Source organism: Roseovarius sp. B-10 (genome assembly GCF_056859295.1).
The window spans coordinates 201,071-224,722 of the sequence record NZ_JBSXOE010000030.1; the positions used below are offsets into that span (position 1 = coordinate 201,071).

A 23,652-nucleotide genomic window follows, 5' to 3' on the forward strand; every position below is an offset into this window, starting at 1 on the left:
ACCGATGCCGGGCAGTAATGACGTGGTTTCAAGTGAGATCATCAGGTTCATCCTTTCGGGTACAGGAACGTGATGAAGGCACGCAGGCCGAAACCCTCTGGGCCAGTGGGGCTGCTATTGGCCCAATAGCGCGCGCCTACGCCAATGCTGACAGGCTGATTGCCAATCCGCGTCAGCTTGGAAACCTGCGCGTTTATCGGAATCGACCACTCCTCGGCCTCCCAGTTATAGGAGGTTTCGGTGTTGAGGGTGTAGGTCCAGGCCGTGGGTGTTGTGTAAGACACGAAAGGCTGAAGAAAGGTGTTGTTGATGTCCGCGCGGTCGCTATCGCCCGCGACAGACCAGACATGATTGACGAGGCCACCGACGGTCCAGGGTCCCGATTGTGTCAGCGCGACAGCGGTCGGACCGAGGCCCCATTTCTCTGCGCCAAGCAGATCGTCCGTGGCGGTCGGCAGCACCGCGACCGGGCCGACGCCCCATATCCATTTGCCGAAGGCGGGTTTGACTGGGGAGAAGAACGCGCTGATCGTGGTGTCGCCCAAGCCAAACTGGTCCCCGGCACCTGGAAAGATATCGTCCTGCGATGTGATCGGTAGGATAACGCGGGTGATGAGGTTCCAGTCCGAATTCAGCGATGTCGGGATGACCGGCTGGATATTCAGGACCAGGCGCTCGCCATCGTCTGCCGGTCCGATGTTCGAGTCGTAGTTCAACTGAAAGGGTACGCTGATCAGCGAGGAAATCGGGTTGGCCAGCTTTTTCGCCAAGTCCGCAGAGTCCTGCGCCTGCGCGGCAGGGGCACAGACCAGACATGCAGCGGCGAGCATCAGCACATTCGAGCACCACGACCGGACCCCGGACGACTGTGCGGGCACCGGCATGGAAATCGTTTCAGATATCTTGTCCAAGCTCCTCATCCTCATCAAAATTTCATGGTTATGCCGACCACGGGACCATACATTTCAAGATCAAGGTCTGCATTGTCACCCGCGTAATCGAAGGACATGTAGCGAAACCCGGCATTGGCGCTGAACCGCTCACTGAACGCGTATTCCAGCCCGCCGAAAATATCGAAGGACAGATCAGACCCGACGCCGAAACCGCCGATGCTGGCGAACCCGCCCACGGAAACCTTTTCGCTGAGCGCCATACGCCCGCGCAGGCCTATAATCGGATCAACCCAGCTGTCGTTCACCTTGGCGTCGAACCCAGCCCCGACGGGGCCACCGCCTGCGAGCCTGACATCCGTCGAGACATCGACAAGTCTGACGCCGCCATAGCCCTGCAGCAGCGTGCCGTTTCCCTCATGCATCACGTAGCCAAGGGCGGCTGTCGCAAGCAGCATTTCGACATCGACCTTGGCCGAACCGGCGAATGGTCCGCCGAGCGCGCCCTTCTCACTCAGGTCGGTATAGAGGGTATCGTAGAGAAAGCTGACTTTTCCGAACCGGCTCTCACCGGCGACCATGAAGGTGAAATCGAGAGCATCGATGATATCACTGGGTGCCACTGATGATTCAGCAGAATTGCCGCCGCTGCCCGTCACCTCGGTGTCAACCCAAGGGATGAGACCGTAAAGCGTCACACTGTTCTGGTAGCCCTGCGCGGTGGCCTGACCCGCCGCCAGGGCCATCGTTACCGCCGTTGCAACGCTGGCCAAGCGTGCCATATGATTTCGCGTCTTGTTTCTCATTCCGAATACGTCCTTGCATTTGCGCTTCCGCTATTCGGTAGGCTCCAGGCGCGTATCGCCTGAAACCTACCGAGGCTCTCCCCGCATCATCTTCAGAACCTGAGACGACAGATATCTTGCTGGCGTTTCTCGGTCGTCGGCCTCCTATCGTCTGCTACTCGGTGCGCTTGATCGCCGGCGGTGACCACGAACCGTTCAGCACCTCGTCCTTGGGCCAGTAGAGGCGCATGACCATGTAGATCGGACCGTCCGGCGCCGGCAGCCAGTTTGCCTTCTGGTCCGGCTCGGAGGGCTCGTCCTTCTGGATGTAGAGGGTCAGAGACCCATCGGCGTTTGTCTTCAGATCGGGCAGCATCGGCGAGTTTATCAGGTAGCGATCGATCGCGTTCTCGATGAGCAGCTGCGTCTTGCCGTTATACATGGTCACCGACCAGAAGGCGTTGACCGGCGGGTACGCGTCCTTGGCGAACGTGAGAGTGTATTTCGCCGTGCTGCCATCGAGCGGCTTGCCGTCGCCGTCGTTCCGAGTGAACGGATAGGTTGCTTCGGCCGGGTCGTTGGCCAGAATGCCGGCCACCGCAACCGCGGCGCGCTGCGTCCAGTCACCGGCATACACGTCCCGGTCCCCGACGCCGGAGGTCACGATGACCCAGCCGTTGTCGAGCTTGCCCATCTTTACGATCTTGGCCTTTATTGCCTCTTCGGCCGCCGTCCCGGCCTCTGCCATCGTCGCCTTGTCGGCATCGCTCAGCGCAACCGTCGGGAACGGTTTGCCGGCCTCGATGCCGATCGTGGCGAATTCCGCGCGAAGTGGTTCCTCAACGGCCGCCGGGCCGGTCGCGGGGGCGAACTGAAGAAGGAAGGGCAGGTAGCCCAGCACATCCGTCTTCTCGGTCGTCGCGTCGATCGCCGGCCAATCGATCGCGGGCGGTTGCGCCGGGGCCGGCGCGCCAAGGAAGGCGGACAACGGCTTGACCTCATACTTCGCCTGGATCGTCTTCACGTTGTCGATGTCGGCTGCGTTAAAGAGCTGGGTCCGGTAGGTGGCGAGCGCGAACTCTGTCTCCGAGGTGAAGACCTTGGCGACACCTTCGGGTGTGTCGCCCGTCCAGTTCGGGCCGGCGACGGCATAGCAGCCGCCGTCGTTGCCGGTGGCGCGGCTGCCGATATAGCCGAAATTGAAGGTGTACAGGGACGTAAGCATGACCGAGTAATAGCGGTCTTTCTCGATCTCCGGGACGCACAGGACCACAGGCTCGGCGCGCAGATCGAAGAAGATGAATGAATAAGGTGTGTCGCTATTTGGCGTGATGACCGCGGTGTCGGCGGGCGTGTACACGCTGGCTTCGTTGGCAATCGTGTTGAACGGCGCCTTGTATTGACCTGACTGTTCGTCGATCGCGTACTGATACATGATCTTGTAGTACATCGACATCGGCAGGCCGTAGACGATGGCCTCTTCCGTGATGTTCTTGATCTCGTCGATCGTCGGCGCGGCCTGGGCTACTGCCGAGGTCGTCAAGAACGCGGCTGCGACAGTGGCAGCGGCACTTCGAGTGATTGTTCCGGGCATATCTGTTGTCTCCGTCAGGCTCGGATGAGAAGGATTTCGCGTCTCGTCCGGCCAGAGTCTCAGTTGCACTCAAGCCCTCCCGGCCGGGCTCGAGTGCAGGGCACCCCAATTCCGGGCGTAGTGTCCTGAATGATACTGCAGACTGGCGACTAACGCTTCGCTTTGGAGGACAAACCACCGCTCGTGAGATCGTGCTGCGCAAGAAGATGTCGAGCGTCATCGCAAGGTTCGGTCCGGGAAAGGGACAGCGGCCCGGTGCCGACCTGCAGCCGTGGCACCCCGCCGGCCCAACAGTGAGACTCCGCTGGCTAACGGTCGTCAGAATGGCTGACCACTCGTTCGCCTCGCCCGTCGCCAGTTCGAGGGCGACGCCTCACTCCATCGTCGAAACGCCCTGCTGAAGACTCCAGGGGTTTCGAACCCGAGGAAGCCCCCCACTTCCGCCACAGGGATGTCGGTCAGTTCAAGCAATTCGCGCGCCACGGCGTAGCGGACGCTGTCGCGCAGGCGTTCAAACGTCTCTCCCTCCCCTGCCAGCCTGCGTCGCAGAGTTCTTGGGTGTAGGCCCAGTTCTTTGGCGACGGACGGCATCGTGGGGCCGTCGTAGTGGAGTTTTTGCCGGATGGCGTGGCTCACCTTGGCCGCGAGATCCGGTTTGGCCGTCAATACCGCGTCTTTAATGATCGCGAGCAGGCGCTGCCGCTCGACCGGATCGGCTCGTGGTGGCTCGATCCCCATTGCGGTGGCTTCCACGATTACCCCAGTGCGGGGTTGGTTGAACCGCGACGGCAACCTCAACAGTTTGCCGTAGATCGCCCTGTCATCATCCGCGCTGTGGGAGAAATGAACCTCGATCGGTGCGGCGGTTCTATTCGTGAGCTCTTGAACCATGCGTATACCGATGCAGACGATCGTATCGTAGAGCACGCGCGTTCCCGGCGAAGATACATCGTAGGTCCCGTATCCGAAGTCATAGTCGTCGCCCAGCTGGTTCAGATACACGATCGCGCCGCTCGAATACCCCGGCTGCCAAGTCACGCAGTCGACCAATGCCTGTTTGAGTGTCGGTGCCGAATGCATCAGCTCCCCGATGAGGCCATGATGCCTGACCAGGTCGAAACGGAGCCCAAGCATAAGGCCGATGTGAGGACAGCCAGAGATCCTTGCCGCGCGATTGAGGGCGTCCAGGAGGTCGGGGAAGGAAAGGCGCAGGTCCGGTGACAGCGATCCGGGGTTGATCCCGCTGCCTTCGAAGACCGCGTCCACATCCACTTCAAGATCGCGCAGGAGACCCGGTAGTTCGACAAGCGGTCCGATCCGCTGCGTCGTTATGCGGCGCATGACATCGACAATGGCGTTTTGTCCTCGAAAGAGAAGCGTCATTCACAGCGATAGAGTATTGATGTCAAAACATCTCAAAACAAGTCAATGACGGGCGGATGCTCGTTTTTTGCTATCTCTACGAACCATTTCTTCATCAAGGGGACCTCTTATGAAACGGTTTATTCTGCGTGCCGGGTTGCTTGGCCTGGGAGTCATCGCTGGGAGCCAATCGATTGCACAAGGCACCCCGACCTACTCGGCCGATATTCCTGCCAAGATCACAACGCCGGACAGCGCCGACACCCGTATAGGGACGCTGACCTTCCGCAACGGGGCGCCCGACGAAGCGACGGCCAAGACGATTTACGACAATCTTGACTTCATGCGGGGCGTCCAGGCCTTCCTCACCGGCATCTCCGCCACCTCCGTCCGCGCCGCCTGCAACGGGTTCGACAGTGTGGGCGTCAAGGCCAACCAAGGCATTGGCCTGACCGAGGACCTGATGGACGCCCGCTCCTTGTTCCTCACGCCCAACACCACCACCGTCTACGGCTTCGCCTGCCTCGACCTCACCGCGGGTCCGATGGTCCTGACCGTGCCCCCGGGCGTCCTCGGCCCTGTGGACGACGCGGGCTTTCGCTGGTTGAACGACGTGGGTCTGACCGGGCCAGACGCCGGCAAGGGTGGAAACTACCTCTTTGTGCCCCCGGGCTATACGGGCGCGCTGCCCGCCGAAGGCTACTTCGTCGAGCGCCCCACGACGAACACGCTCCTCTTCTTCTTCCGCGCTTTTGTGCGGGACGGCGACATCAAGGCCGCGGTCGATGGCGTGAAGGCGGGCGCGAACATCCACCCGCTCCATACGACCACGGAAGGCGGCACCCCGCCCGCGGTAACCTTCGTGAATACTTCGGGCCTGCGCTTCAACACGATCAGCGCCAACGACTTCAGCTTTTTCGAGGAACTGAACGAGGTCGTGCAGGCCGAACCCGCCGACTGGGTGGATCCCGACACCGTGGGCCTCTTCGCTTCCATCGGCATCCGCAAGGGTGAGGCCTTCGCGCCGGACGACCGAATGAAGGCGATCCTGACCGACGCCGTGGCGGTCGGCAACGCCACCGCCCGGACGTTGCTCTTCGCGCCCCGTGACCCAGAGACCTACTTCTATTCCGACCGCAAGTGGTTCGCACCCTTCGTCGGCGGCAGCTACGAGTTCCTTGACGGTGCCGAACGCCTGCTTGATGCCCGGACGATGTTCTTCTATTACGCCACCGGCATCACGCCCGCGATGGCGATGGCCAGGCCCGGCTCAGGCTCCGCCTATGCGGGCACTTTCCGCGACGTGACCGGCGCAATCCTCGACGGCGGCAAGACCTACAAGATAACGCTTCCGGGCCCTGTCCCGGCCAAGGATTTCTGGTCCTTCGTCGTCTACGACAACCAGACCCGCTCGCTTCTGGAGACCGACCAGAAGCTGGCGGGCGTCGACAGTACGAGCAGGGAGCTGAAGGTTGACGCCGATGGTTCCGCAACAGTCTACTTCGGCCCGACCGCGCCTGAGGGACAGGAGGCGAATTGGGTCCAGACCATGCCGGGCAAGGGCTTCAACGTCCTCTTCCGGCTCTACGGCCCGCTCGAACCCTGGTTCGACAAAAGTTGGAAGCCCGGGGACTTTGAGCCTGTCGACTGACCGTCCACGACGGACAGTCAAGAAAGCAGGAGCGCTTGCGGTCTTTGGACTCCAAGCATGGGCGTTGAGTGACGTATCATTATGTGTCGGCAAGTCACGAGCAGCACTTCCCTTCCCATTTTATCCCTGGAAGGTCCTCTCTGAACGCTCCTGCCAGGACAATGTACTTTTGGCTGATCGTTGCCTCATTCGACAATCTGAAGAATTGCTCTCACTGCCGTCCGCTGTCCCGCATTGCTGCCACTCGGACCTCAAAAAATGCCGCGCGATGCATGAATTACTGGTTTGGTGAAGCTGCGTTGCAGCGTCGCAACTGACTGCGGAGGTCGGCTCCGGGCCGATCGCGACTCACTGGTCGCCCACGGTTAGCAACTTTGCAGGGTTAGATTCCCGCGCATTACTGCCGCTCAGACAACCCGGCCCGCTCAGCTGTCCTGACGGAAACTGTCAGATGACCGCTGTAGCCTCGAAGCGGACATGGTGCAGAACGACGAGGTAGGCAAAAGCGGACACCCGCGCTACGCTGCTATAAAGGCCGAGATGCGGACAGTTCTTGCCGTTCGCTGTGACTGCTGGGTCGAGGTTGCGCCTGCGGGTGGATCGGTTCTAGCGCAGTCACTCGGCGGCTTCATGCAGCTGCTGTGGCATGATCCCCTCGGCCGCCGCTTCCGCGCGCAACCAGTGTCGAAAGGCGGCAATCCGCGGGTCATCCGCACGGGTTTCGGGACAGGCGATTGCGTAGATCGACATGGGCGGCGTTGTCGTGTCGAAAAGGCGCTGCAATCGACCTGAAGCGATCGTGCCGCGGACCATGGCGTCGTAGGCAAGCGACACGCCCTGGTGCTGCTCGACCATGGTCGTGGCAAGTTCGCAATTTGGGTAAGTGGGCCCGGGCGGCAGGGTGGCCCCGGCAAGGCCCGCCACGGCGAACCATTCGGGCCAGGCATCGTCCGTTTCGTCGTAGAAGAGCGTGAGGCGCAGCAGATCTTCCGGGTGACGAACGTTCTCGCGCTCCCGCAATGCCGGAGAGATCACCGGATACCGGGCCGAGGCCATCAGCGGCTCGACGCGCAAGCCAGGCGTCGGTCGGTCAGACCACTGGATCACGACGTCCGCGTCATTGGTCGCGAAGTCGAGCGACGGCGCGCCGTTCGAGACCCGAAGCCGAATGTCACTGGCGAACTCGAGCCTGGGCAGGCGTGGCACCAGCCAGCGCGCCGCAAAGCCCGGCGTCGAGAGAACGCGCACGGTTTGTGGCGCCGCGCGCACGGCCTCTGTTTCTTCGATGAAAGCATCCAGCAGGTGGGTCAGTTTTCCGGCATAGGCCTCGCCCGTGAGGGTGAGCGCGATCCGATTGCCCCACCGCTCGAAGAGCTGCGTGTCGAGGAAGTCCTCCAGCGCCTTGATCTGGTGGCTGACGGCCGAGGGCGTCAGGCACAGTTCGTCCGCCGCGGCCTTGACCGACATGTGCCGTGCGGTGGCCTCGAAGGCGCGGACGGCTGCGAAGGGAGGAAGCTTGCGTCCCATTTCTGCCTGAACTGAGCTCACGCGGGGCTGAAAAGTGATCGTTCGGTGTCGTTCCGTAAACAGCGTAGCATGAGGCTACCAAATCTCAAAATCGCGCACCGGAGGGAATGATGCACCGCTCCAGTTTCGCCGTGGCACTCGCCACGGCCCTGATAGCCTTTTGCCCGACGCAGGCGCGCGCCGAGAATGAAGCGGGTTCGTCGGTTACCGGATGGCAACACGCGGACAGCATGGCCACGCTCGTCTCCTCGCTCGACGCCTGGCTTGATGCGCAGTCGGACTGGCCGCGCCGCGAAGTTGCCCCGCGGGTTCGCCTCGTCAGCAAGTGGCAGGCGGCGGCGCGGCAGGGTGCGACGGCGAGTTTCCAGCGTGGCCGTCTTCGGGGTCTCTATGACCCGGATCGGTCCGAGATCCTGCTGGTGCGCCCCTGGGACCCGCGCAAGGCGGACGATGTTGCCGTGTTGCTGCACGAACTCACACATCACCGGCAGGCGCCGCACCACTGGTATTGCCCGGCCGCACAGGAGCTGCCGGCCTACCGGCTGCAAGAGCGGTGGCTTTGGGAACAAGGGCATTCGCTTGACGTGAACTGGATGGCCGTTGTTCTCGACGCCGGATGCACCCCGAGGGACATTCATCCCGAATGAACGGCCGCATGGCGTCGGTTGCGTCGGTGGCGCGAGGCCCAACAAGGGCGGAAAGCAGCCGTTCTCTGTGAGCTCAACAAAGGTCTGCTCTGCGGAAGAAGACGCCCTATGGTGATGCCGAGACCCGCTGGTGCGCCTCGGGAAAGTCGCTGAACGCGAATTAATGAGGCTGGTCGCCATTCCGATGGGCGAAGCCGGACGAGGCGCAACTGCGGACGCCTGCTCGTCATGCAGGCGTATCCGCGATCAGCCGCTTCTCGAACCACTCGCGAAGACGTGTCCAGTTCCCCCCGAACGCACGCAGCTTCAAAGTTTCGTACACGTCCGAGCATCGGGCGATCTCTCCGGCAGGCATGACCTCTAGCATCGCTCGCAGTTCGCACCCGACGTAGATTTCTTTCAGCCTTTCGACCGAGGTGTCTTGCGTGAGGTCTGCTCTTCCGGGATCGGCCGAACCGATGGTGGATGCGAGTAGGACAACTGCCAGAGTGGTGCTTTTCCGTTCCATGACGGCCTCCTTGCCTTTCCTGCCACTAGGATGGCTCGGCGGAGACGGCACGTCCTGAGAGAACCCTGAAAGAAACTGGAAATTCTGGTAAAGTAACTTAAAAACGCGGGTGTCCTGCAATGGGTGCGTCTCGAATCAAGATTGGCAAAGTCACGCTCGACCGGCGGCTCGGGTGTCTGGAAGACCGTGAAGGAAAACCGCAGCACCTGCGGCCCAAGTCCTACCGTGTCCTTGAGGTGCTCGCGGAGCGGAGGGGCGAACTGGTTTCCAAGGATGCGCTTGCCGCAGCGGCTTGGGGCGATATGGCGGTCAGCGACGAGTCGCTATCGCAATGTATCAGCGACATCCGCCGCGCCATGGGAAAGAACGATGCCGGACTTCTGAGGACGGTCCCACGGCGTGGATTCGTTTTGGAGCCAGAGCCGACCGTTGCTGAAAGACGCCCCGTGCCGGCGCATCGCAACGCAGCGGTTGCAGCCCTCGTATTGGCGAGCGTCACCGGCCTCGCGATCGCTTATTGGACGAGCGACCCAGGGTCTGATACGCTGGTCACCGCGCCTGTGCAAGCTCCGGCGGAGAGTGTCGTCGCCAGCTACCCCCCATCCATGCTGCATTGGCGTGATCGGACCGCAAACGACCGTTTGCACGCCAAGCTTGAGGAAATTTTGGCCAAGGAGCCCGGGAATGCACAGGCATGGGCGGAGCTCGGGCATGCCTACTGGCGGGAGGTGAAATTCAGCGCCTGGGGAGGGGGGCGTCGCGAACTCGATCGGGCTCTGACGGCCCTTGAACGCTCGATTCAGCTCGGCGGCGGCGCTGCGGCGTATAGGGTGCTGGCCGAACTCCGGCTTCAGGCCCCCTTCCAAGATTCACTATCGCCAGTGGACGCGCTTGCTGCGGCGCAGGCGGCGGCCGACCTTGCCCCCGGTGACCCCGATAGTCTCGCGATCCTAGCCGAAGCCCTGGTGGCCAATGGTTACGCAAAGGAGGCAATCCCTGTCATAGAACAGGCAATCGAAGCTGTCGCGTCCCCGCCCGATCAGTATCGCGAAGTCGCCGGGTTGAGCTACCTCGCCGCCGGGGAACCGGCGAAGGCCGTCGAGGAGTTCGGACGCCTTCATGGAGCTGGTACGTTTTCGGGAGAACGCCACTACATGGGCTGGTTCTTAGCCGCCAGCCTCGCGCATGCCGGCCGGATCGACGAGGCGTCCTCGGTAATTGAGCAGGCACGGCGCAAGCGGCCCGAAAAGACGCTCCAGAGCGTCTCGCTCGCCTTGGGGCACCTGAGGGGTCAAGGTGCCCTCAATGTGGTTCTGGAGGGTCTCAGGCTGGCGGGAATGCCGGGCTAGTTCTGGCCAAGACTGTCCTCGGCGGCATCCTCCTGCCGCACGAAGCGAAGATAGCTCTTCCACGCAACGCTCACATTCGGATCTTCCCGGACTTCCTCTTCGATGACCTCTTGCCAGGAGAGCCTCAGCGCGTCCAGAATCTCGTCGGGCCATGAGAGAACCTGAACACCCCGTGCGCGAAACTCCTCAATCGTGGCCTCCTGACGCGATGCCGCAACGTCCAGGGTCCAGCGAAGGGAGTCTTCGCAGCCACGCAGGACGATCTCGCGATCGCTTTCGGAAAGGGCGAGCCACGTCTTTTCCAGGACAAGCAGTTCAAGCGACGTTGATGGTTGCTGCCAGCCGGGGAGGAACAGATATGGCGCAAAGTCTGGAAAGTTAAGCAGGGCGTCGATCGATGGCATGGCAAACTCGGCGGCATCGATGACGCCAGTCTCGAAGGCGGGGCGGATATCGCTTGCCGGAAGTTCGAACGTCGTGACACCGAGCTTTCTCAGCGTGCGAGCGCCATACCCGAAACTGCGCATTGCAAGCCCGTCGAGATCCTCGACGCTCCTGATCGGGGATTTGAACCAACCTCCCCCCTCAGAGGGAAGAGCGCCGCAGTAGATGCTAATCAGCCCGTGGCGCGTGTAGAGATCGTTGAGTGCCTCTTGCCCCCCAGCCTCGACCATCCATTCCGTGAGCCCCTCTGGGCCCGGGCCGAAGGGAAAGCCCCCAAACAGGGTGACCGAGGGGGCCTCGCGATGATGATGTCCCGGCGACCCCCAGACCGCGTCCACAAGACCCGATCTTAGCGCTTCAAAAGCGTTCACGTCGAGGACAAGCTGGTCGTGAACCTCGACTTGGAATGTACCCCCCGAGACAGTGCGAACTTCCTCAGCAAAGACACGCGCCGACTCGCCAAATAGATGAGGGTGCAGAAGACTGTTCACCCGCCATCGGATCTCGCCGGCAGCAACCCCGGCGGGGGGAAGGATTGATGCCAAGCCAGTAAGGCAGATGAGAAACCAGCGGAACATGTCTGCAGTCTGCGCAATGAGCCGATGCATGTCATGATATTTTCATGGAAGAAGTTTGATAATCCGGCGACAGACAAGATCAGAAACAAAAAAGTCCGCCAAATGATCGGCGTTCTTGCGATGTACACCCGATCTGCGGAAGCTGCGGCTTGCGACGACGCCCGCTAATGGCCCCGGAGCGGACCTTCACCGCAAACCCGACGATCGGCAGCTTTGAGTTGATCGCGACTCACTGGTCGCCCACGGTTCGCAACTTTGCAGGGTCAGATTCCTGCGCAAAGCTGCCGCTCGGACCTTCCCCGAGCGGCAGAGACACACTAGATTCAGACGTGCAAACTCACGCCAGGTACAGAACACTGGTTAGCAACATTGACGGCCTGTCGCTTGAATAGGATGATCGAGCCCATAAAGGTGGATAATTAAGGGGATAAAATAAAAAAGAAATCCAAATTTAAAATAATGTCAGTAACTTATATTATTTTTGTGGTGCCGCGTGAGGGAATCGAACCCCCGACCTTCGCTTTACAAGAGCGCTGCTCTACCAGCTGAGCTAACGCGGCCACGCACGGCCTCGTCCCATAAACGCAATCGCCGCGGCGGGCAAGCGGCGCGGGGTCGACGATTGCGGTTTTCCTCGACCGCAAAGCGCCTATACTGGCATGAAATCCCGCGAGAGGCAGAGGAGAGCAATGCAGGTCGTCATCCACGCAGGCGCGCACATGACCGACGAGGACAGGCTGATCGCCTGCCTGCGCGACAATACCGCAACGCTGGCCCCGCGGCGCACCCATGTGCCCGACCCCGAGAGCTATCGCCGCCTGTTGCGCGACGTGATGCACACCGCGCAGAAAACCGCCCTGCCCGAGGACGCGCGCGACAACGTGCTCGCGGCCACCGGCACGCCCGAGGACACCGAGCGGCTGGTGCTGGACAATCACGGCTTCTTTGGCACGCCCAAGATGTCGATCGGCGGCGCGCGGTTCTACCCGGCGGCGGATATGCGGCTCGGTCTTCTCGACCGCATCTTCGCGCCCGACGGGATCGAGCTGTTTTTCGGGTTGCGCAACCCGGCCACGCTCTTGCCCGCGCTGCTGCCCGACACGCCGTTCTCGACGGTGACAGAACTCTTGCGTGGTGACGATCCCACGCATCTGCGCTGGTCCGAGACCATCGCGCGCATCCGCGCCGCGCTGCCCGATATTCCCGTCACGGTGTGGTGCAACGAGGACACGCCGCTGATCTGGGCGCAGGTGCTGCGCGCGATGGCCGGAACGGACGAGAGCGTGCCGCTCGCGGGTGAGTTCGCGCTCTTGCCCGAGATCATGACAAGGGCCGGTCACCAGCGGTTCACCACCTATATCGACAGCCGCCCCGGTCTCACCGATGCGCAGAAACGCCGCGTGGTGACGGCCTTCCTCGACAAGTTCGCAGACGACGACGCCATCGAGGAAGAGCTCGACGTGCCGGAATGGGACCCGGGCATGATCGAGACGCTGAGCGCGCACTATGACGAGGACGTGGCCGAGATCGCGCGGATGGACGGCGTGCACATGATCATGCCGTGAGGTCGGGGGTGTGATGCCACGTCGCCCCCTCGCCGCCCCCGTCTCGCCCCCCGGGCGGCGGGGTGGAGGATGCGATCAGCGATGCAGCGTCAGGCGCAGGGTGATCCGGTCCTCCAGCGGGTGGAACCGCTGTCGGCCAAAGAGCGTGCGCGACCGCGCATCCTCGCGCCCGGTTTCAACCTCGATCGCGCACAGCCCCGCCGCCGCGAGTGCGCGCGGCAGGCTGCCCAGCACCTCGGTGCCGATGCCGCGCCCGCGCACCGCGCGGCGGATGTGCATCTCGTCGATGCGGGCCGTGAGCCCGCCCGCCGCCAGCGACCAGCCGAACGACAGCGCCACGTAGCCGATGGGCGCGCGCGGCGGTCCGACGAGATAGACCGCGCCGTGGGGGCAGCCCTCGAGGAGCGGCAGGAGGGCGGCGCGCGTCGCTGCCTCGTCGCCCGTGCGGCCCGCCTCGTCATGGCGGGACGCCACCATCGGCAACAGCCGGTCGAGATCGCCGGGCCGGGCCAGCGTCAGCGCCGTCACGGCCGCCCCCGCCGCGCATCCGCGCCGGTGTGCCGGACGCGCGGACCGGTGCCCATGATGATGTCGCGCGCCATGCCTGCCACCCCCGAACCAATGCGGCGCGCACCATGCGGCGGGGGCCGGGAAATGTCCACCGCCCGCGCACCGAATCACGCGGCACGCCGCACCTGCCCGGCGGGTTCGCGCTGCCGCGCGCGGCCCCCGACCGGGCGCGGGCCGGTTTCAGGCAAGAATTTTTCCGCCTTATCCGCCTGTTGACCGTGGCTTTCTGTTTGGGTTTCGCGGCAATCTGTCTATAGTCGGTCGAAACGCGAGGACCAACCACACACAAATCCCGGGGGGGACACCGATGATCCGATCGGAACTCATCCAGAAGATTGCCGACGACAACCCGCATCTCTATCACCGCGATGTCGAGAAGATCGTGAACACCATCTTCAACGAAATCACCGACGCGCTTGCCAACGGCAACCGGGTCGAGTTGCGCGGCTTCGGGGCCTTTTCGGTCAAGAAGCGCGATGCTCGAATCGGGCGCAACCCGCGCACCGGCGAGAGCGTCGAGGTCGAGGAGAAGCACGTTCCCTTCTTCAAGACCGGCAAGCTCTTGCGCGACCGGCTCAACGGCAAGTAACCCATGCGCTATATCCGCTACGCCTGCATCGCCCTATTCGCCCTTGCGCTGGTGCTGATCGCGCTGGCCAATCGCGGAATGGTCACGCTCCGGGTGCTGCCCGACGAACTGTCGGGTTTTGCCGCGCTCAACCCGACCTATGATCTGCCGCTCTTCGTGGTGATCTTTGGCGGAATTCTCGCGGGGCTGATCCTCGGCTTTATCTGGGAATGGATCCGCGAGGCGGGCGAGCGGGCCGCCGCTGCCCGGCAGGCGCGCGAGCTGGCCAGCCTGCGCGCCGAGGTGGCCCGGCTCAAGAAGAAGGACACGCGCGAGCACGACGAGGTTCTCGCCCTTCTCGACGAGGCGGGCTGAACGCCCATGTCCCGTGACGTCCGCGTGAAGATCTGCGGCCTCACCGAGGCGCGCGACGTGGCCGCCGCCGTCGAGGCGGGCGCGGCCTATGTGGGATTTGTCTTTTTCGAGAAATCGCCGCGCCATGTCGACGTCGAGGCGGCGCGTGCGCTGGCGCTCGAGGTACCGCCGGGCGTGGCCAAGGTGGCGCTGACGGTCGATGCCGACGACGCCACGCTCGACGCGCTGTGCGCACGGGTGCCTCTGGACATGCTGCAACTGCACGGGAGCGAGAGCCCGGCGCGCGTGAGCGAGGTCAAGGCCCGCTACGGCCTGCCGGTGATGAAGGCCATCGGCATCGCCGAGGCCGCCGACCTCGACCAGATCGACCGCTATGCCGGCGTGGCCGACCAGTTGCTGATCGACGCCAAGCCGCCGCCGGGCGCGAGCCGCCCGGGCGGCAACGCCCTGGCCTTTGACTGGGGGCTCATCGAGGGGCGCGACTGGCCCCTGCCGTGGCTGCTGGCGGGCGGGCTGACGCCCGAAACCGTCGCCGATGCCGTCGCGCGCACCGGCGCGCGGCAGATCGACGTGTCGTCGGGGGTCGAGGTCTCTCCGGGCCACAAGGACCCGGCGCTCATCCGGGCCTTCATCGCGGCTGCACGGGGTTCGGACGCCTGAAAGCCGCAATTCACGCAACAAATGCAAAGAAACCTCCCCCTTTGGCGACATTTTATCCGCAGGATCGGGTTGACGCCCCCTGCCCCCGGACCTAATGTCGCCGCCACGCAGCAAAGGAGTCGCCGCAGCATGGCAGCGCTTGTGGACATCGTAGGCAAATGGCGCATGGGCCGGTAACGGAGACCATATCGGCACCCCATGCGCCCCCGCCATGCGACCGGGGGCTTTTTTATGCGAGAACGGAAATGACGTCAGATACGGAGCACGAGAGCAGATGACACGTCAGATGACCGGAGCGAAAATGGTGGTCCAGGCCCTCAGGGATCAGGGCGTGGATGTCGTATTCGGCTATCCCGGCGGGGCGGTGCTGCCGATCTATGACGAGATTTTCCAGCAGAACGACATCCGCCACATCCTCGTGCGGCACGAACAGGGCGCGGTGCACGCCGCCGAAGGGTACGCACGCTCCACCGGGCGGCCCGGTGTCGTGCTTGTCACCTCGGGCCCCGGCGCCACCAACGCCGTCACCGGCATCACCGACGCGCTGATGGATTCCATCCCGATCGTCGTGCTGACCGGACAGGTGCCCACCTTCATGATCGGCAACGACGCCTTCCAGGAGGCGGACACCGTGGGCATCACGCGCCCCTGCACCAAGCACAACTGGCTGGTGTCGGACACGGGGAAACTGTCGGACACCATCCACCAGGCGTTTCACGTTGCCACCTCGGGGCGGCCCGGGCCGGTGCTGATCGACATTCCCAAGGATGTGCAGTTCGCCTCGGCCGAGTACACCCCGCCGCAAAAGGCGCGCACGCATCACTATCAGCCGCAGGTCAAGGGCGATATCGAGGGCATCACCGACCTGGTGGCGGCCATCGAGAAGGCGAAGCGCCCGATCTTCTACACCGGCGGCGGTGTCATCAACTCTGGCCCCGCGGCCAGCCAGCTCTTGCGCGAGCTGGTCGAGGCCACCGGCATTCCCGTCACCTCCACGCTAATGGGGCTCGGGGCGTATCCGGCCAGCGGCAAGCACTGGCTGGGGATGCTGGGGATGCACGGGCTCTACGAGGCCAACATGGCGATGCATGGCTGCGACCTGATGATCAATATCGGTGCGCGGTTCGACGACCGGATCACCGGGCGGCTGGACGCGTTCAGCCCGGACAGCATCAAGGCGCATATCGACATCGATCCGTCCTCGATCAACAAGGTGATCAAGACCGACATCCCCATCGTCGGCGACATCGCCCATGTGCTGGAGGACGTTCTCAAGGTCTGGAAGTCGCGCGGCCGCAAGGTCAATGCCGAGGCGATCGCCAAGTGGCGCGAAAAGATCGCCGAGTGGCGGCGCGTCGATTGCCTGAAATTCACCCAGGAAGGCCCCACCATCAAGCCGCAATACGCGCTGGAACGGCTGGAAGCGCTGACCAAGGGGCATGACCGCTATATCTGCACCGAGGTGGGCCAGCACCAGATGTGGGCGGCGCAATACCTGGGCTTCGAGGATCCCAACCGCTGGATGACCTCAGGCGGGCTTGGGACAATGGGCTACGGCTTCCCGTCCTCCATCGGTGTGCAGATGGCGCATCCCGAGGCATTGGTGATCAACGTCGCGGGCGAGGCATCGTGGCTGATGAACATGCAGGAGATGGGCACCGCGGTGCAGTATCGCCTGCCGGTCAAGCAATTCATCCTCAACAACGAGCGGCTGGGCATGGTGCGGCAATGGCAGGAATTGCTGCATGGCGAGCGCTATTCGTCGTCGTGGTCCGAGGCGCTGCCGGATTTCGTGAAACTGGCCGAGGCGTTCGGGGCCAAGGGCATCATCTGCAAGGATCCCGCCGACCTGGACGACGCGATCATGGAGATGCTCGATTACGACGGGCCGGTGATCTTCGACTGCGTGGTCGAGAAGCACGAGAACTGCTTCCCGATGATCCCGAGCGGAGAGCCGCACAACAAGATGCTGCTGGGCGAGGCCAGCACGAAGGACGCAATCAAGGAAGGCGGCGCGGTGCTGGTGTGATTCCGTTTTCTTTAAAAGAAAACGGCCCGGAACTTTTTGAAAATTCCGGCACGGAACCGCCTCAACAAGGATTAGACCAATGTCAGCCCTGAAGATCAAGAAAGGCTCGTCCAAGCATTCCGCCTACAACCTGAGGCCGCAATTCTCGGACGTGCAGGAAACCCACACCCTCGCCGTGATCGTCGATAACGAGCCGGGGGTGCTGGCGCGCGTGATCGGCCTGTTCTCTGGCCGGGGCTACAACATCGACAGCCTGACCGTGGCCGAGGTGGACCATACCGGCCACACCAGCCGCATCACCATCGTCACCACCGGCACGCCGCAGGTGATCGAGCAGATCAAGGCGCAGCTTGGCCGCATCGTGCCGGTGCACGAGGTGCATGACCTCACCGTCGAGGGGCCGAGCGTCGAGCGCGAGCTGGCGCTGTTGAAGGTCGAGGGCGAGGGCGACAAGCGGGTCGAGGCGCTGCGGCTGGCGGATATCTTTCGCGCCAATGCGGTGGACAGCACGCTTACCAGCTTCGTCTTCGAGATCACCGGCGCGCCGGAAAAGATCGACGCTTTCGCCGATCTGATGCGGCCCCTCGGCCTTGTCGAGATGGCGCGCACGGGCGTGGCAGCAATGTCGCGCGGGCTCTGAGCGCGCGGGATCAGCCCGCCGCTTCGCGCGTCAGTCGTCGCGGCAGGTCCGCATGCGCCCCGCGCGCCACGATCCGCAGCGCCTGCGCGCGGCGCAGCCCCGGCGCCGCGCTCACGCCCACGTGGACGAGATCGCCCGTGCGGACCGGGACCGGGGCCACCTCTTCGCTGCCCGCCTCGTACCAGGCGAGATCGCCGTGATCCTCGCACCAGATCAACGCGCGCCCCTCGGCCCCGTCACACCACAAGATCAGTCCCAGCATATCTTCCCTCTTCCGGCATAGCACCACTATTCGCGGTATGGTTGCACAAGGCCCGGATCACGCGAAATGCAAGACTTGGTGAACAGGCCTGGGCCCGCCATGTCGCCTTGAGGAAACTCAGGTCGCAAGCGGGTGCGCCGCGCGCGGCCTTTCCGGGCTATCGTGCCTCTCATGACGCATAACGGGAGAGACGACATGAGCCAGCCGCTGACCGATCTTGGCCAGGTGCGCGCGAGCGTGGAGGCCGCCCGCGGCCTGCCCAACGCCCATTACACCGACCCCGCCGTGTTTGCGGAAGAGCGGCAGGCGCTCTTGTTCTCGCAATGGGCGGGGCTTGCCGTGGGCGCGGACGTGCCCGAGCCGGGCGATGCGAAACCGCTGGAGTTTCTCGGGGTGCCGCTGCTGCTGATCCGCGACAAGGAGGGCACGGTGCGCGTGTTCGAGAACATCTGCCGCCATCGCGGCATGATCCTCGTCGAAGAACCGCGCCGCATCGAGGGCGCGATCCGCTGCCCCTACCATTCGTGGTGCTACTCGACCAAGGGCAACCTCGTCTCGACCCCGCATGTCGGCGGGCCGGGCCACAATGTCCACGACGCCATCCGCCGCGACGAGCTTGGCCTCAACGAGGTGCGCAGCCATATCTGGCGCGACATCGTCTGGATCAACGTCTCGGGCGATGCCGCGCCGTTCGAGGAGGCGATGTCAGACCTCATTACCCGCTGGTCGGAGTTTGACCTGCCGCTCTACCACGGCGGCCATGACAGCCGCTTCACGCTGGAGGTGGCGACCAACTGGAAACTCGCGGTCGAGAATTACTGCGAGAGCTATCACCTGCCCTGGGTGCATCCCGGCCTCAACAGTTATTCGCGGCTGGAGGATCACTACCACATCGAGAAGCGCGGCGAGTATTCCGGGCAGGGCACGATGGTCTATCGCCAGATCACCAACGAAACCGGCGAAAAATTCCCCGATTTCGAGGATGTCGGCGCGAAGTGGAACGAGCAGGCCGAGTATATCGCGGCCTATCCCAACGTCCTGCTCGGTGTGCACCGCGACCATGCCTTCGCCATCATCCTCGAGCCCAAGGGGCCGGAGCGCACGGTCGAGCATATCCACCTCTACTACGCCACGCCCGCCGCCGAGGAAGGGCTCAAGATGCGCAACACGCAGCTTTGGAAGACCGTGTTCGAGGAGGACATCTTTGTCGTCGAGGGGATGCAGCGCGGCCGCCACGCGGCGCGGTTCGACGGCGGGCGGTTCTCGCCGGTGATGGACAGCCCCACCCATTGCTTTCACGACTGGGTGGCCGGCAAGATCGAGACCCACCGCGCGCTGTCAAGGGCGGCGGAGTGAAACGGCTCGAGGCGGCGATCCTCGCGGCGCACGCGGCCGACGACCGGCGGGCGCTGGCGCGGCTCTACGCGCGGGCCGCCGACCGGCTGAACGATCTCGACGCGGCGTGCTTCTTTCTCACCCACGCCTATGTCTTCGCGCTGGAGACCGGCGCGCCCGAGGCGGGAAAGCTGCACGCCCGGCTCAAGGCGCATGGCCGCGAGGCGTGACGGCGCGGTAACGCAGGCAGAACCTCAGAGCGTCTCGGCCTGCACGCGGTGCCAGCCGTGCATACGGGCGCGAAACCATGTGCGCTGACGCTTGGCGTATTGGCGGGTGGCGGTGATCGCGGCTTCGCGGGCCGCATCGAGCGTCATCTCGCCGCGCAGGTGAGCGATGAGTTCCGGCGCGCCGATGGCCTGCGCGGCGGGGCGTGCGGCGTCCCACCCCGCCAGGTTGGCGCGCGCCTCGTCGAGCGCGCCCGCGTCGAGCATCGCGTCGAAGCGGCGGGTGATACGCGGGTCGAGCCAGTCCTTCGGCGCCTCGACGAGGATCGGCGTGGCGCGCGCCAGCGGCAGCAGCGGCGGCGGCGTGGCGTCCTGCCAGGCGGCCAGCCCGCGCCCGGTGGCGGCCTGTACCTCCCATGCGCGCTGCACGCGGCGGGGATTGGCGGTGTCGATGCGCGCGCGGGTTTCCGGGTCGAGCGTGTCGACAAGCGCGGCCACGCCTGCCTCGCGCAGCAGCCGGTCACCCTCGGCGCGGATGTCCGGCGGGGTTGCGGGGATGTCCGCCAGCCCCTCGGTCAGCGCCGCGAAATAGAGCCCGGTGCCGCCCACGATGATCGGGCGCGCACCCGCCGCCAGCAGCGGGGCCACCTCGCGCAGCCAGTGGCCGGCGGAATAGTCCTGCTCCGGTGCGACATGGCCGTAGAGCCGGTGGGGCGCCTGCGCCTCTTCCTCCGGCGAGGGGCGCGCCGATAGGATACGCCAGTTGGCATAGACCTGGAGCGCGTCGGCGTTGACGATGACGCCGCCCTGCGCGCGCGCGATGGCGAGCGCCAGCGCGGATTTTCCGCTGGCGGTGGGCCCGGCGATGAGCACCGGGCGCGATGGGTCTATCGTCTCGATCTGCATGACGTGACGGGCCTAGCGCGGATCGCCGGGTTTGGCGAGGGGTGGTGCGTCCGGGACAGGAGGGCAGCGCCTGCCTGGGCGGGCGCTTGGGCGTGACGGGGCCAGCGGCGATGCGGCCACGCAATGCGGACCGTTGCACCCGGTTGTAACGCTTGAAGCGCCTGCCGGGGGGCAGGCAGGCGCTGCCCGGCGGTGCCGCCGGGCGGTGGATACTGGCGAGGCCCCACATCGACCCCGCCGTTTCCGCGATTGCACCTTCCCGGTATTTGCGACATTTTGCGCGCAATTCAAAAGAGCAGCCGTGGAGAGCCCCGATGACCCCCCCTGACACGAGCAAAGCCAAGTTCAGCCGCGTGATGCTCAAGATATCGGGCGAGGCGCTGATGGGGGACCAAGGCTATGGGCTGCACCCGCCGACGGTCGAGCGCATCGCGCAGGAGGTCAAGAGCGTCCACGACATGGGTGTGGAAATCTGCATGGTGATCGGCGGCGGCAATATCTTCCGCGGGCTGCAAGGGTCCGCGCAGGGGATGGAGCGGACCACCGCCGATTACATGGGGATGCTGGCCACGGTGATGAACGCGCTCGCCATGCAGAGCGCGCTGGAACGCGCGGGCGCCTATTGCCGGGTCATCAGCGCCATCCGCATGGACGAGGTGGCGGAGCCCTATATCCGCCGCCGCGCGGTGCGCCACCTGGAGAAAAAGCGCATCTGCATCTTTGCCGCCGGGACCGGAAATCCCTACTTTACCACCGACACCGCTGCCACCCTGCGCGCCAACGAGATGGCCTGCGAGGCAATTCTCAAGGGCACCAAGGTGGACGGCGTCTATGACAAGGACCCGGTCAAGCACGCCGATGCGCGCCGCTTCGAGAAGATCACCTATGACGAGGTGCTGGCGCAGCACCTTGGCGTGATGGATGCAAGCGCGATTGCGCTCGCGCGCGACAACAACCTGCCGATCATCGTCTTCTCGCTCGACGAGCCCGGCGGTTTTCGCGGCATCCTCTCGGGCGAGGGCACCTATACAACCGTGCACGCGTGAGGTTAAACAGGGGAGACGCGCATCCCCGACAAGGACATGGGAACGACTATGGCGGACGAAATCGAAATCGACCTGGATGATCTAGAGCGGCGGATGACCGGCGCGATGGCCTCTCTGCGGACCGAGTTTGCATCGCTCCGGACGGGGCGGGCCTCGGCCTCGATGCTGGAGCCTGTGCAGGTCGAGGCCTATGGCCAGATGACCCCGATCAACCAGGTGGGCACCGTGAACGTGCCCGAGCCACGGATGGTCACGATCAATGTCTGGGACAAGAGCCTCGTGAACAAGGTGGAAAAGGCGATCCGCGAGAGCGGGCTGGGCATCAACCCGCAGACCAACGGCCCGATCATCATGCTGCCCATCCCCGAACTGAACGAGGAGCGCCGCAAGGAATTGACCAAGGTCGCCTCGCAATATGCAGAGCACGCCCGCGTCGCCGTGCGCAACGTGCGCCGCGACGGCATGGACCAGATCAAGAAGGCCAAGGCCGAAGGCATGTCCGAGGACGATCAGAAATTCTGGGAAAACGCGGTGCAGGAGCTGACGGACAGTTTCGTCAAGCAAGTGGACGACGCGCTCGAACACAAACAAGCCGAGATCATGCAAGTCTGATGCGGCAGGAGACGCGCATGGCAAAGAGCAAGCCCCGCGACACCGGGGCCGGGCCGCGCCATGTGGCGATCATCATGGACGGCAACGGCCGCTGGGCGCAGAGCCGTGGCCGCCCGCGGCTGTTCGGCCACCATGCGGGCGCGCGGCGGGTGCGCGAGATCGTTGCCGCCTGCCCCGATCTTGGCGTCGAGTACCTGACCATCTTTGCCTTCTCCACCGAGAACTGGAAGCGCACGCAGACCGAGGTGGCCGGGCTGATGAGCCTGTTTCGCCGCTACATCATCAAGGAAATGCAGGAATTCGTGCGCGAGGATGTGCGCGTGCGCTTCATCGGCGACCGCTACCGGCTGGAGCCGGGGCTGCGCGGGCTGATGGAAGAGACCGAGGAGATGACCGCCCATTGCACGCGGCTCAACCTCACCATCGCGATCAATTACGGCGGCCGCGACGAGGTGGCGCGCGCCATGCGCCGGCTGGCGCGTGATGTGGCCGAGGGGCGGCTCGATCCCGATACGGTCGATGAACAGACGCTGCCACGCTACCTCGACACCCGCGTGCTGCCCGATCCCGACCTCGTGATCCGCACCTCCGGCGAGGCGCGCATCTCGAATTTCCTGCTGTGGCAATCGGCCTATGCCGAGTACGAGTTCATCGACACGCTGTGGCCCGATTTCACCCGTGACATCTTTACCGGGGTGCTGGCGCAATACGGCGCGCGCGACCGCCGATTCGGCGCGGTGCGCGCATGAGCGCGGATGCGCGCTGGTCCGACCTGGCGCCGCGCGTGGCCTCTGGCGTGGCGATGGCCGCGGTGGGCCTCGGGGCGATCTGGGCGGGCGGCGTGGTGTTTGCCGCGCTGGCGGTCGCATTGGGCGGGCTGATGACATGGGAGGCGGCCCGGCTCTATGCCTCGACCGCGCCGGCGCGCGCGGGTCTCTCCGGCGCGGCGGCGCTGGCGCTGGCGCTGTGGCTGCCGGGGATCTTCGTGCTGCCGCTGGTGGCGGCGGCGGTGCTGGTCAATGCCGAGACGGTGCCGCGCGCGCGCGGCCCCTTTGCCGCGCTGGAGCTGGCGGCGTTGCTGGCGCCCTGGGTGATCTTTGATCTGCGCGCGGGCGAGGCGGGGCTCACCTGGGTGCTGTGGTTGGCGGTGGTGGTGATCGTGTCGGACGTGGCGGGCTATTTCGCGGGCAAGGCGCTGGGCGGGCCGAAATTCTGGCCGCGCATCAGCCCCAAGAAGACGTGGTCGGGCACGGCCGCCGGCTGGCTCGGGGCGGCGGCGGTCGGTGCGGTCTTTGCTGGCCCCACGGGCGCGGGCGTGGTGCTGATCCCGGTTTCGGTGCTGGTGGGCATGGCCGGGCAGATGGGCGATGTCGCCGAAAGCGCGGTCAAGCGGATGCAGGGGGTCAAGGATTCCTCGAACCTCATCCCCGGGCATGGCGGGGTGCTCGACCGGTTCGACGCCATGCTGGGCGCGGCGCTGGCCCTCGGGCTCATGCGCGCCGCCGGGCTGGTGTGAGCGGCG

The 23,652-nt window shown here is 64.4% G+C and carries 25 protein-coding genes and 1 tRNA gene; 15 read left to right on the forward strand and 11 right to left on the reverse strand.

What is annotated here, in order from left to right; translation table 11 throughout:
* Positions 1 to 47 precede the first annotated feature (47 nt).
* The 4 genes from AC13D8_RS08650 to AC13D8_RS08665 form a co-directional block, all read right to left on the reverse strand.
* Complete coding sequence (locus AC13D8_RS08650) at positions 48 to 911, reverse strand: transporter (protein ID WP_482968516.1); 864 nt, start codon at positions 909 to 911, stop codon at positions 48 to 50.
* Between the two features lie 14 nt (positions 912 to 925).
* Positions 926 to 1,696 carry a hypothetical protein gene (locus AC13D8_RS08655; protein WP_482968517.1) on the reverse strand — a complete coding sequence of 257 codons (771 nt, stop codon included), beginning with the start codon at positions 1,694 to 1,696 and terminating at the stop codon, positions 926 to 928.
* Positions 1,697 to 1,850: 154 nt separating this feature from the next.
* The gene (locus AC13D8_RS08660) at positions 1,851 to 3,269 is read right to left on the reverse strand and encodes a DUF1254 domain-containing protein (RefSeq protein ID WP_482968518.1); all 1,419 of its coding nucleotides are present in this window, start codon (positions 3,267 to 3,269) and stop codon (positions 1,851 to 1,853) included.
* A gap of 318 nt (positions 3,270 to 3,587) precedes the next feature.
* Complete coding sequence (locus AC13D8_RS08665; protein WP_482968519.1) at positions 3,588 to 4,652, reverse strand: AraC family transcriptional regulator; 1,065 nt, start codon at positions 4,650 to 4,652, stop codon at positions 3,588 to 3,590.
* 109 nt (positions 4,653 to 4,761) lie between these two features.
* Here AC13D8_RS08665 and AC13D8_RS08670 point away from each other — a divergent pair, with 109 nt between their 5' ends.
* Positions 4,762 to 6,282: a DUF1254 domain-containing protein gene (locus tag AC13D8_RS08670; protein WP_482968520.1), complete on the forward strand. Its 1,521-nt coding sequence runs from the start codon at positions 4,762 to 4,764 to the stop codon at positions 6,280 to 6,282.
* A 615-nt stretch (positions 6,283 to 6,897) separates the two neighbouring features.
* On the opposite strand, the gene AC13D8_RS08675 is transcribed toward AC13D8_RS08670, so the two are convergent.
* Positions 6,898 to 7,809 (reverse strand): LysR substrate-binding domain-containing protein, encoded by a 912-nt coding sequence (locus AC13D8_RS08675; protein ID WP_482968521.1) that lies wholly within the window; start codon positions 7,807 to 7,809, stop codon positions 6,898 to 6,900.
* A gap of 110 nt (positions 7,810 to 7,919) precedes the next feature.
* Here AC13D8_RS08675 and AC13D8_RS08680 point away from each other — a divergent pair, with 110 nt between their 5' ends.
* Positions 7,920 to 8,456: a DUF6647 family protein gene (locus AC13D8_RS08680; protein WP_482968522.1), complete on the forward strand. Its 537-nt coding sequence runs from the start codon at positions 7,920 to 7,922 to the stop codon at positions 8,454 to 8,456.
* A 226-nt stretch (positions 8,457 to 8,682) separates the two neighbouring features.
* Here the strand turns inward: AC13D8_RS08680 and AC13D8_RS08685 are convergent, their stop codons facing one another.
* Positions 8,683 to 8,964 carry a hypothetical protein gene (locus tag AC13D8_RS08685; RefSeq protein ID WP_129434591.1) on the reverse strand — a complete coding sequence of 94 codons (282 nt, stop codon included), beginning with the start codon at positions 8,962 to 8,964 and terminating at the stop codon, positions 8,683 to 8,685.
* A gap of 119 nt (positions 8,965 to 9,083) precedes the next feature.
* Here AC13D8_RS08685 and AC13D8_RS08690 point away from each other — a divergent pair, with 119 nt between their 5' ends.
* Entirely contained in the window at positions 9,084 to 10,313 is a 1,230-nt protein-coding gene (locus AC13D8_RS08690) for a winged helix-turn-helix domain-containing protein (RefSeq protein WP_482968523.1), read from the forward strand.
* Here the strand turns inward: AC13D8_RS08690 and AC13D8_RS08695 are convergent.
* Positions 10,310 to 11,335 (reverse strand): TRAP transporter substrate-binding protein, encoded by a 1,026-nt coding sequence (locus tag AC13D8_RS08695; RefSeq protein ID WP_482968524.1) that lies wholly within the window; start codon positions 11,333 to 11,335, stop codon positions 10,310 to 10,312. The two genes, AC13D8_RS08690 and AC13D8_RS08695, sit on opposite strands and share 4 nt — an antisense overlap.
* Before the next feature lie 484 nt (positions 11,336 to 11,819).
* A tRNA-Thr gene (locus tag AC13D8_RS08700) sits at positions 11,820 to 11,895 on the reverse strand.
* Positions 11,896 to 12,024: 129 nt separating this feature from the next.
* Here AC13D8_RS08700 and AC13D8_RS08705 point away from each other — a divergent pair.
* Positions 12,025 to 12,900 carry a hypothetical protein gene (locus AC13D8_RS08705; protein WP_482968525.1) on the forward strand — a complete coding sequence of 292 codons (876 nt, stop codon included), beginning with the start codon at positions 12,025 to 12,027 and terminating at the stop codon, positions 12,898 to 12,900.
* Positions 12,901 to 12,975: 75 nt separating this feature from the next.
* On the opposite strand, the gene AC13D8_RS08710 is transcribed toward AC13D8_RS08705, so the two are convergent.
* The gene (locus tag AC13D8_RS08710) at positions 12,976 to 13,428 is read right to left on the reverse strand and encodes a GNAT family N-acetyltransferase (RefSeq protein ID WP_482968526.1); all 453 of its coding nucleotides are present in this window, start codon (positions 13,426 to 13,428) and stop codon (positions 12,976 to 12,978) included.
* 349 nt (positions 13,429 to 13,777) lie between these two features.
* Here AC13D8_RS08710 and ihfB point away from each other — a divergent pair, with 349 nt between their 5' ends.
* The 5 genes from ihfB (at position 13,778) to ilvN (ending at position 17,742) form a co-directional block, all read left to right on the forward strand.
* A complete protein-coding gene (gene ihfB, locus AC13D8_RS08715; protein ID WP_104019075.1) occupies positions 13,778 to 14,059 on the forward strand; it encodes an integration host factor subunit beta in 282 nt (93 codons plus the stop codon).
* A 3-nt stretch (positions 14,060 to 14,062) separates the two neighbouring features.
* The gene (locus AC13D8_RS08720; protein WP_129434585.1) at positions 14,063 to 14,413 is read left to right on the forward strand and encodes a lipopolysaccharide assembly protein LapA domain-containing protein; all 351 of its coding nucleotides are present in this window, start codon (positions 14,063 to 14,065) and stop codon (positions 14,411 to 14,413) included.
* 6 nt (positions 14,414 to 14,419) lie between these two features.
* Complete coding sequence (locus AC13D8_RS08725) at positions 14,420 to 15,073, forward strand: phosphoribosylanthranilate isomerase (RefSeq protein ID WP_482968527.1); 654 nt, start codon at positions 14,420 to 14,422, stop codon at positions 15,071 to 15,073.
* 274 nt (positions 15,074 to 15,347) lie between these two features.
* Positions 15,348 to 17,102, forward strand: a complete 1,755-nt coding sequence (locus AC13D8_RS08730; RefSeq protein WP_482968528.1) for an acetolactate synthase 3 large subunit — start codon at positions 15,348 to 15,350, stop codon at positions 17,100 to 17,102.
* Between the two features lie 79 nt (positions 17,103 to 17,181).
* Complete coding sequence (gene ilvN, locus AC13D8_RS08735; RefSeq protein WP_104019071.1) at positions 17,182 to 17,742, forward strand: acetolactate synthase small subunit; 561 nt, start codon at positions 17,182 to 17,184, stop codon at positions 17,740 to 17,742.
* Positions 17,743 to 17,752: 10 nt separating this feature from the next.
* On the opposite strand, the gene AC13D8_RS08740 is transcribed toward ilvN, so the two are convergent.
* A complete protein-coding gene (locus AC13D8_RS08740; protein ID WP_482968529.1) occupies positions 17,753 to 18,004 on the reverse strand; it encodes a hypothetical protein in 252 nt (83 codons plus the stop codon).
* 195 nt (positions 18,005 to 18,199) lie between these two features.
* Between AC13D8_RS08740 and AC13D8_RS08745 the strand changes: the two genes are divergently transcribed.
* Positions 18,200 to 19,360 (forward strand): aromatic ring-hydroxylating oxygenase subunit alpha, encoded by a 1,161-nt coding sequence (locus AC13D8_RS08745; protein WP_482968530.1) that lies wholly within the window; start codon positions 18,200 to 18,202, stop codon positions 19,358 to 19,360.
* Positions 19,357 to 19,569, forward strand: a complete 213-nt coding sequence (locus tag AC13D8_RS08750; protein ID WP_104019068.1) for a hypothetical protein — start codon at positions 19,357 to 19,359, stop codon at positions 19,567 to 19,569. Before AC13D8_RS08745 ends, AC13D8_RS08750 begins: the two co-directional genes overlap by 4 nt.
* Before the next feature lie 24 nt (positions 19,570 to 19,593).
* On the opposite strand, the gene miaA is transcribed toward AC13D8_RS08750, so the two are convergent.
* Entirely contained in the window at positions 19,594 to 20,472 is an 879-nt protein-coding gene (gene miaA / locus AC13D8_RS08755) for a tRNA (adenosine(37)-N6)-dimethylallyltransferase MiaA (protein ID WP_482968531.1), read from the reverse strand.
* A gap of 314 nt (positions 20,473 to 20,786) precedes the next feature.
* On the opposite strand from miaA, the gene pyrH reads away from it, so the two are divergent.
* The 4 genes from pyrH to AC13D8_RS08775 are packed head-to-tail and all read left to right on the forward strand — an operon-like array spanning position 20,787 to position 23,646.
* Entirely contained in the window at positions 20,787 to 21,518 is a 732-nt protein-coding gene (gene pyrH / locus AC13D8_RS08760) for a UMP kinase (RefSeq protein WP_482968532.1), read from the forward strand.
* 48 nt (positions 21,519 to 21,566) lie between these two features.
* Positions 21,567 to 22,130, forward strand: a complete 564-nt coding sequence (gene frr, locus AC13D8_RS08765; protein WP_104019065.1) for a ribosome recycling factor — start codon at positions 21,567 to 21,569, stop codon at positions 22,128 to 22,130.
* Between the two features lie 17 nt (positions 22,131 to 22,147).
* Positions 22,148 to 22,879 carry a polyprenyl diphosphate synthase gene (uppS, locus tag AC13D8_RS08770; protein WP_482968533.1) on the forward strand — a complete coding sequence of 244 codons (732 nt, stop codon included), beginning with the start codon at positions 22,148 to 22,150 and terminating at the stop codon, positions 22,877 to 22,879.
* A complete protein-coding gene (locus AC13D8_RS08775) occupies positions 22,876 to 23,646 on the forward strand; it encodes a phosphatidate cytidylyltransferase (protein ID WP_482968534.1) in 771 nt (256 codons plus the stop codon). Before uppS ends, AC13D8_RS08775 begins: the two co-directional genes overlap by 4 nt.
* Positions 23,647 to 23,652 lie beyond the last annotated feature (6 nt).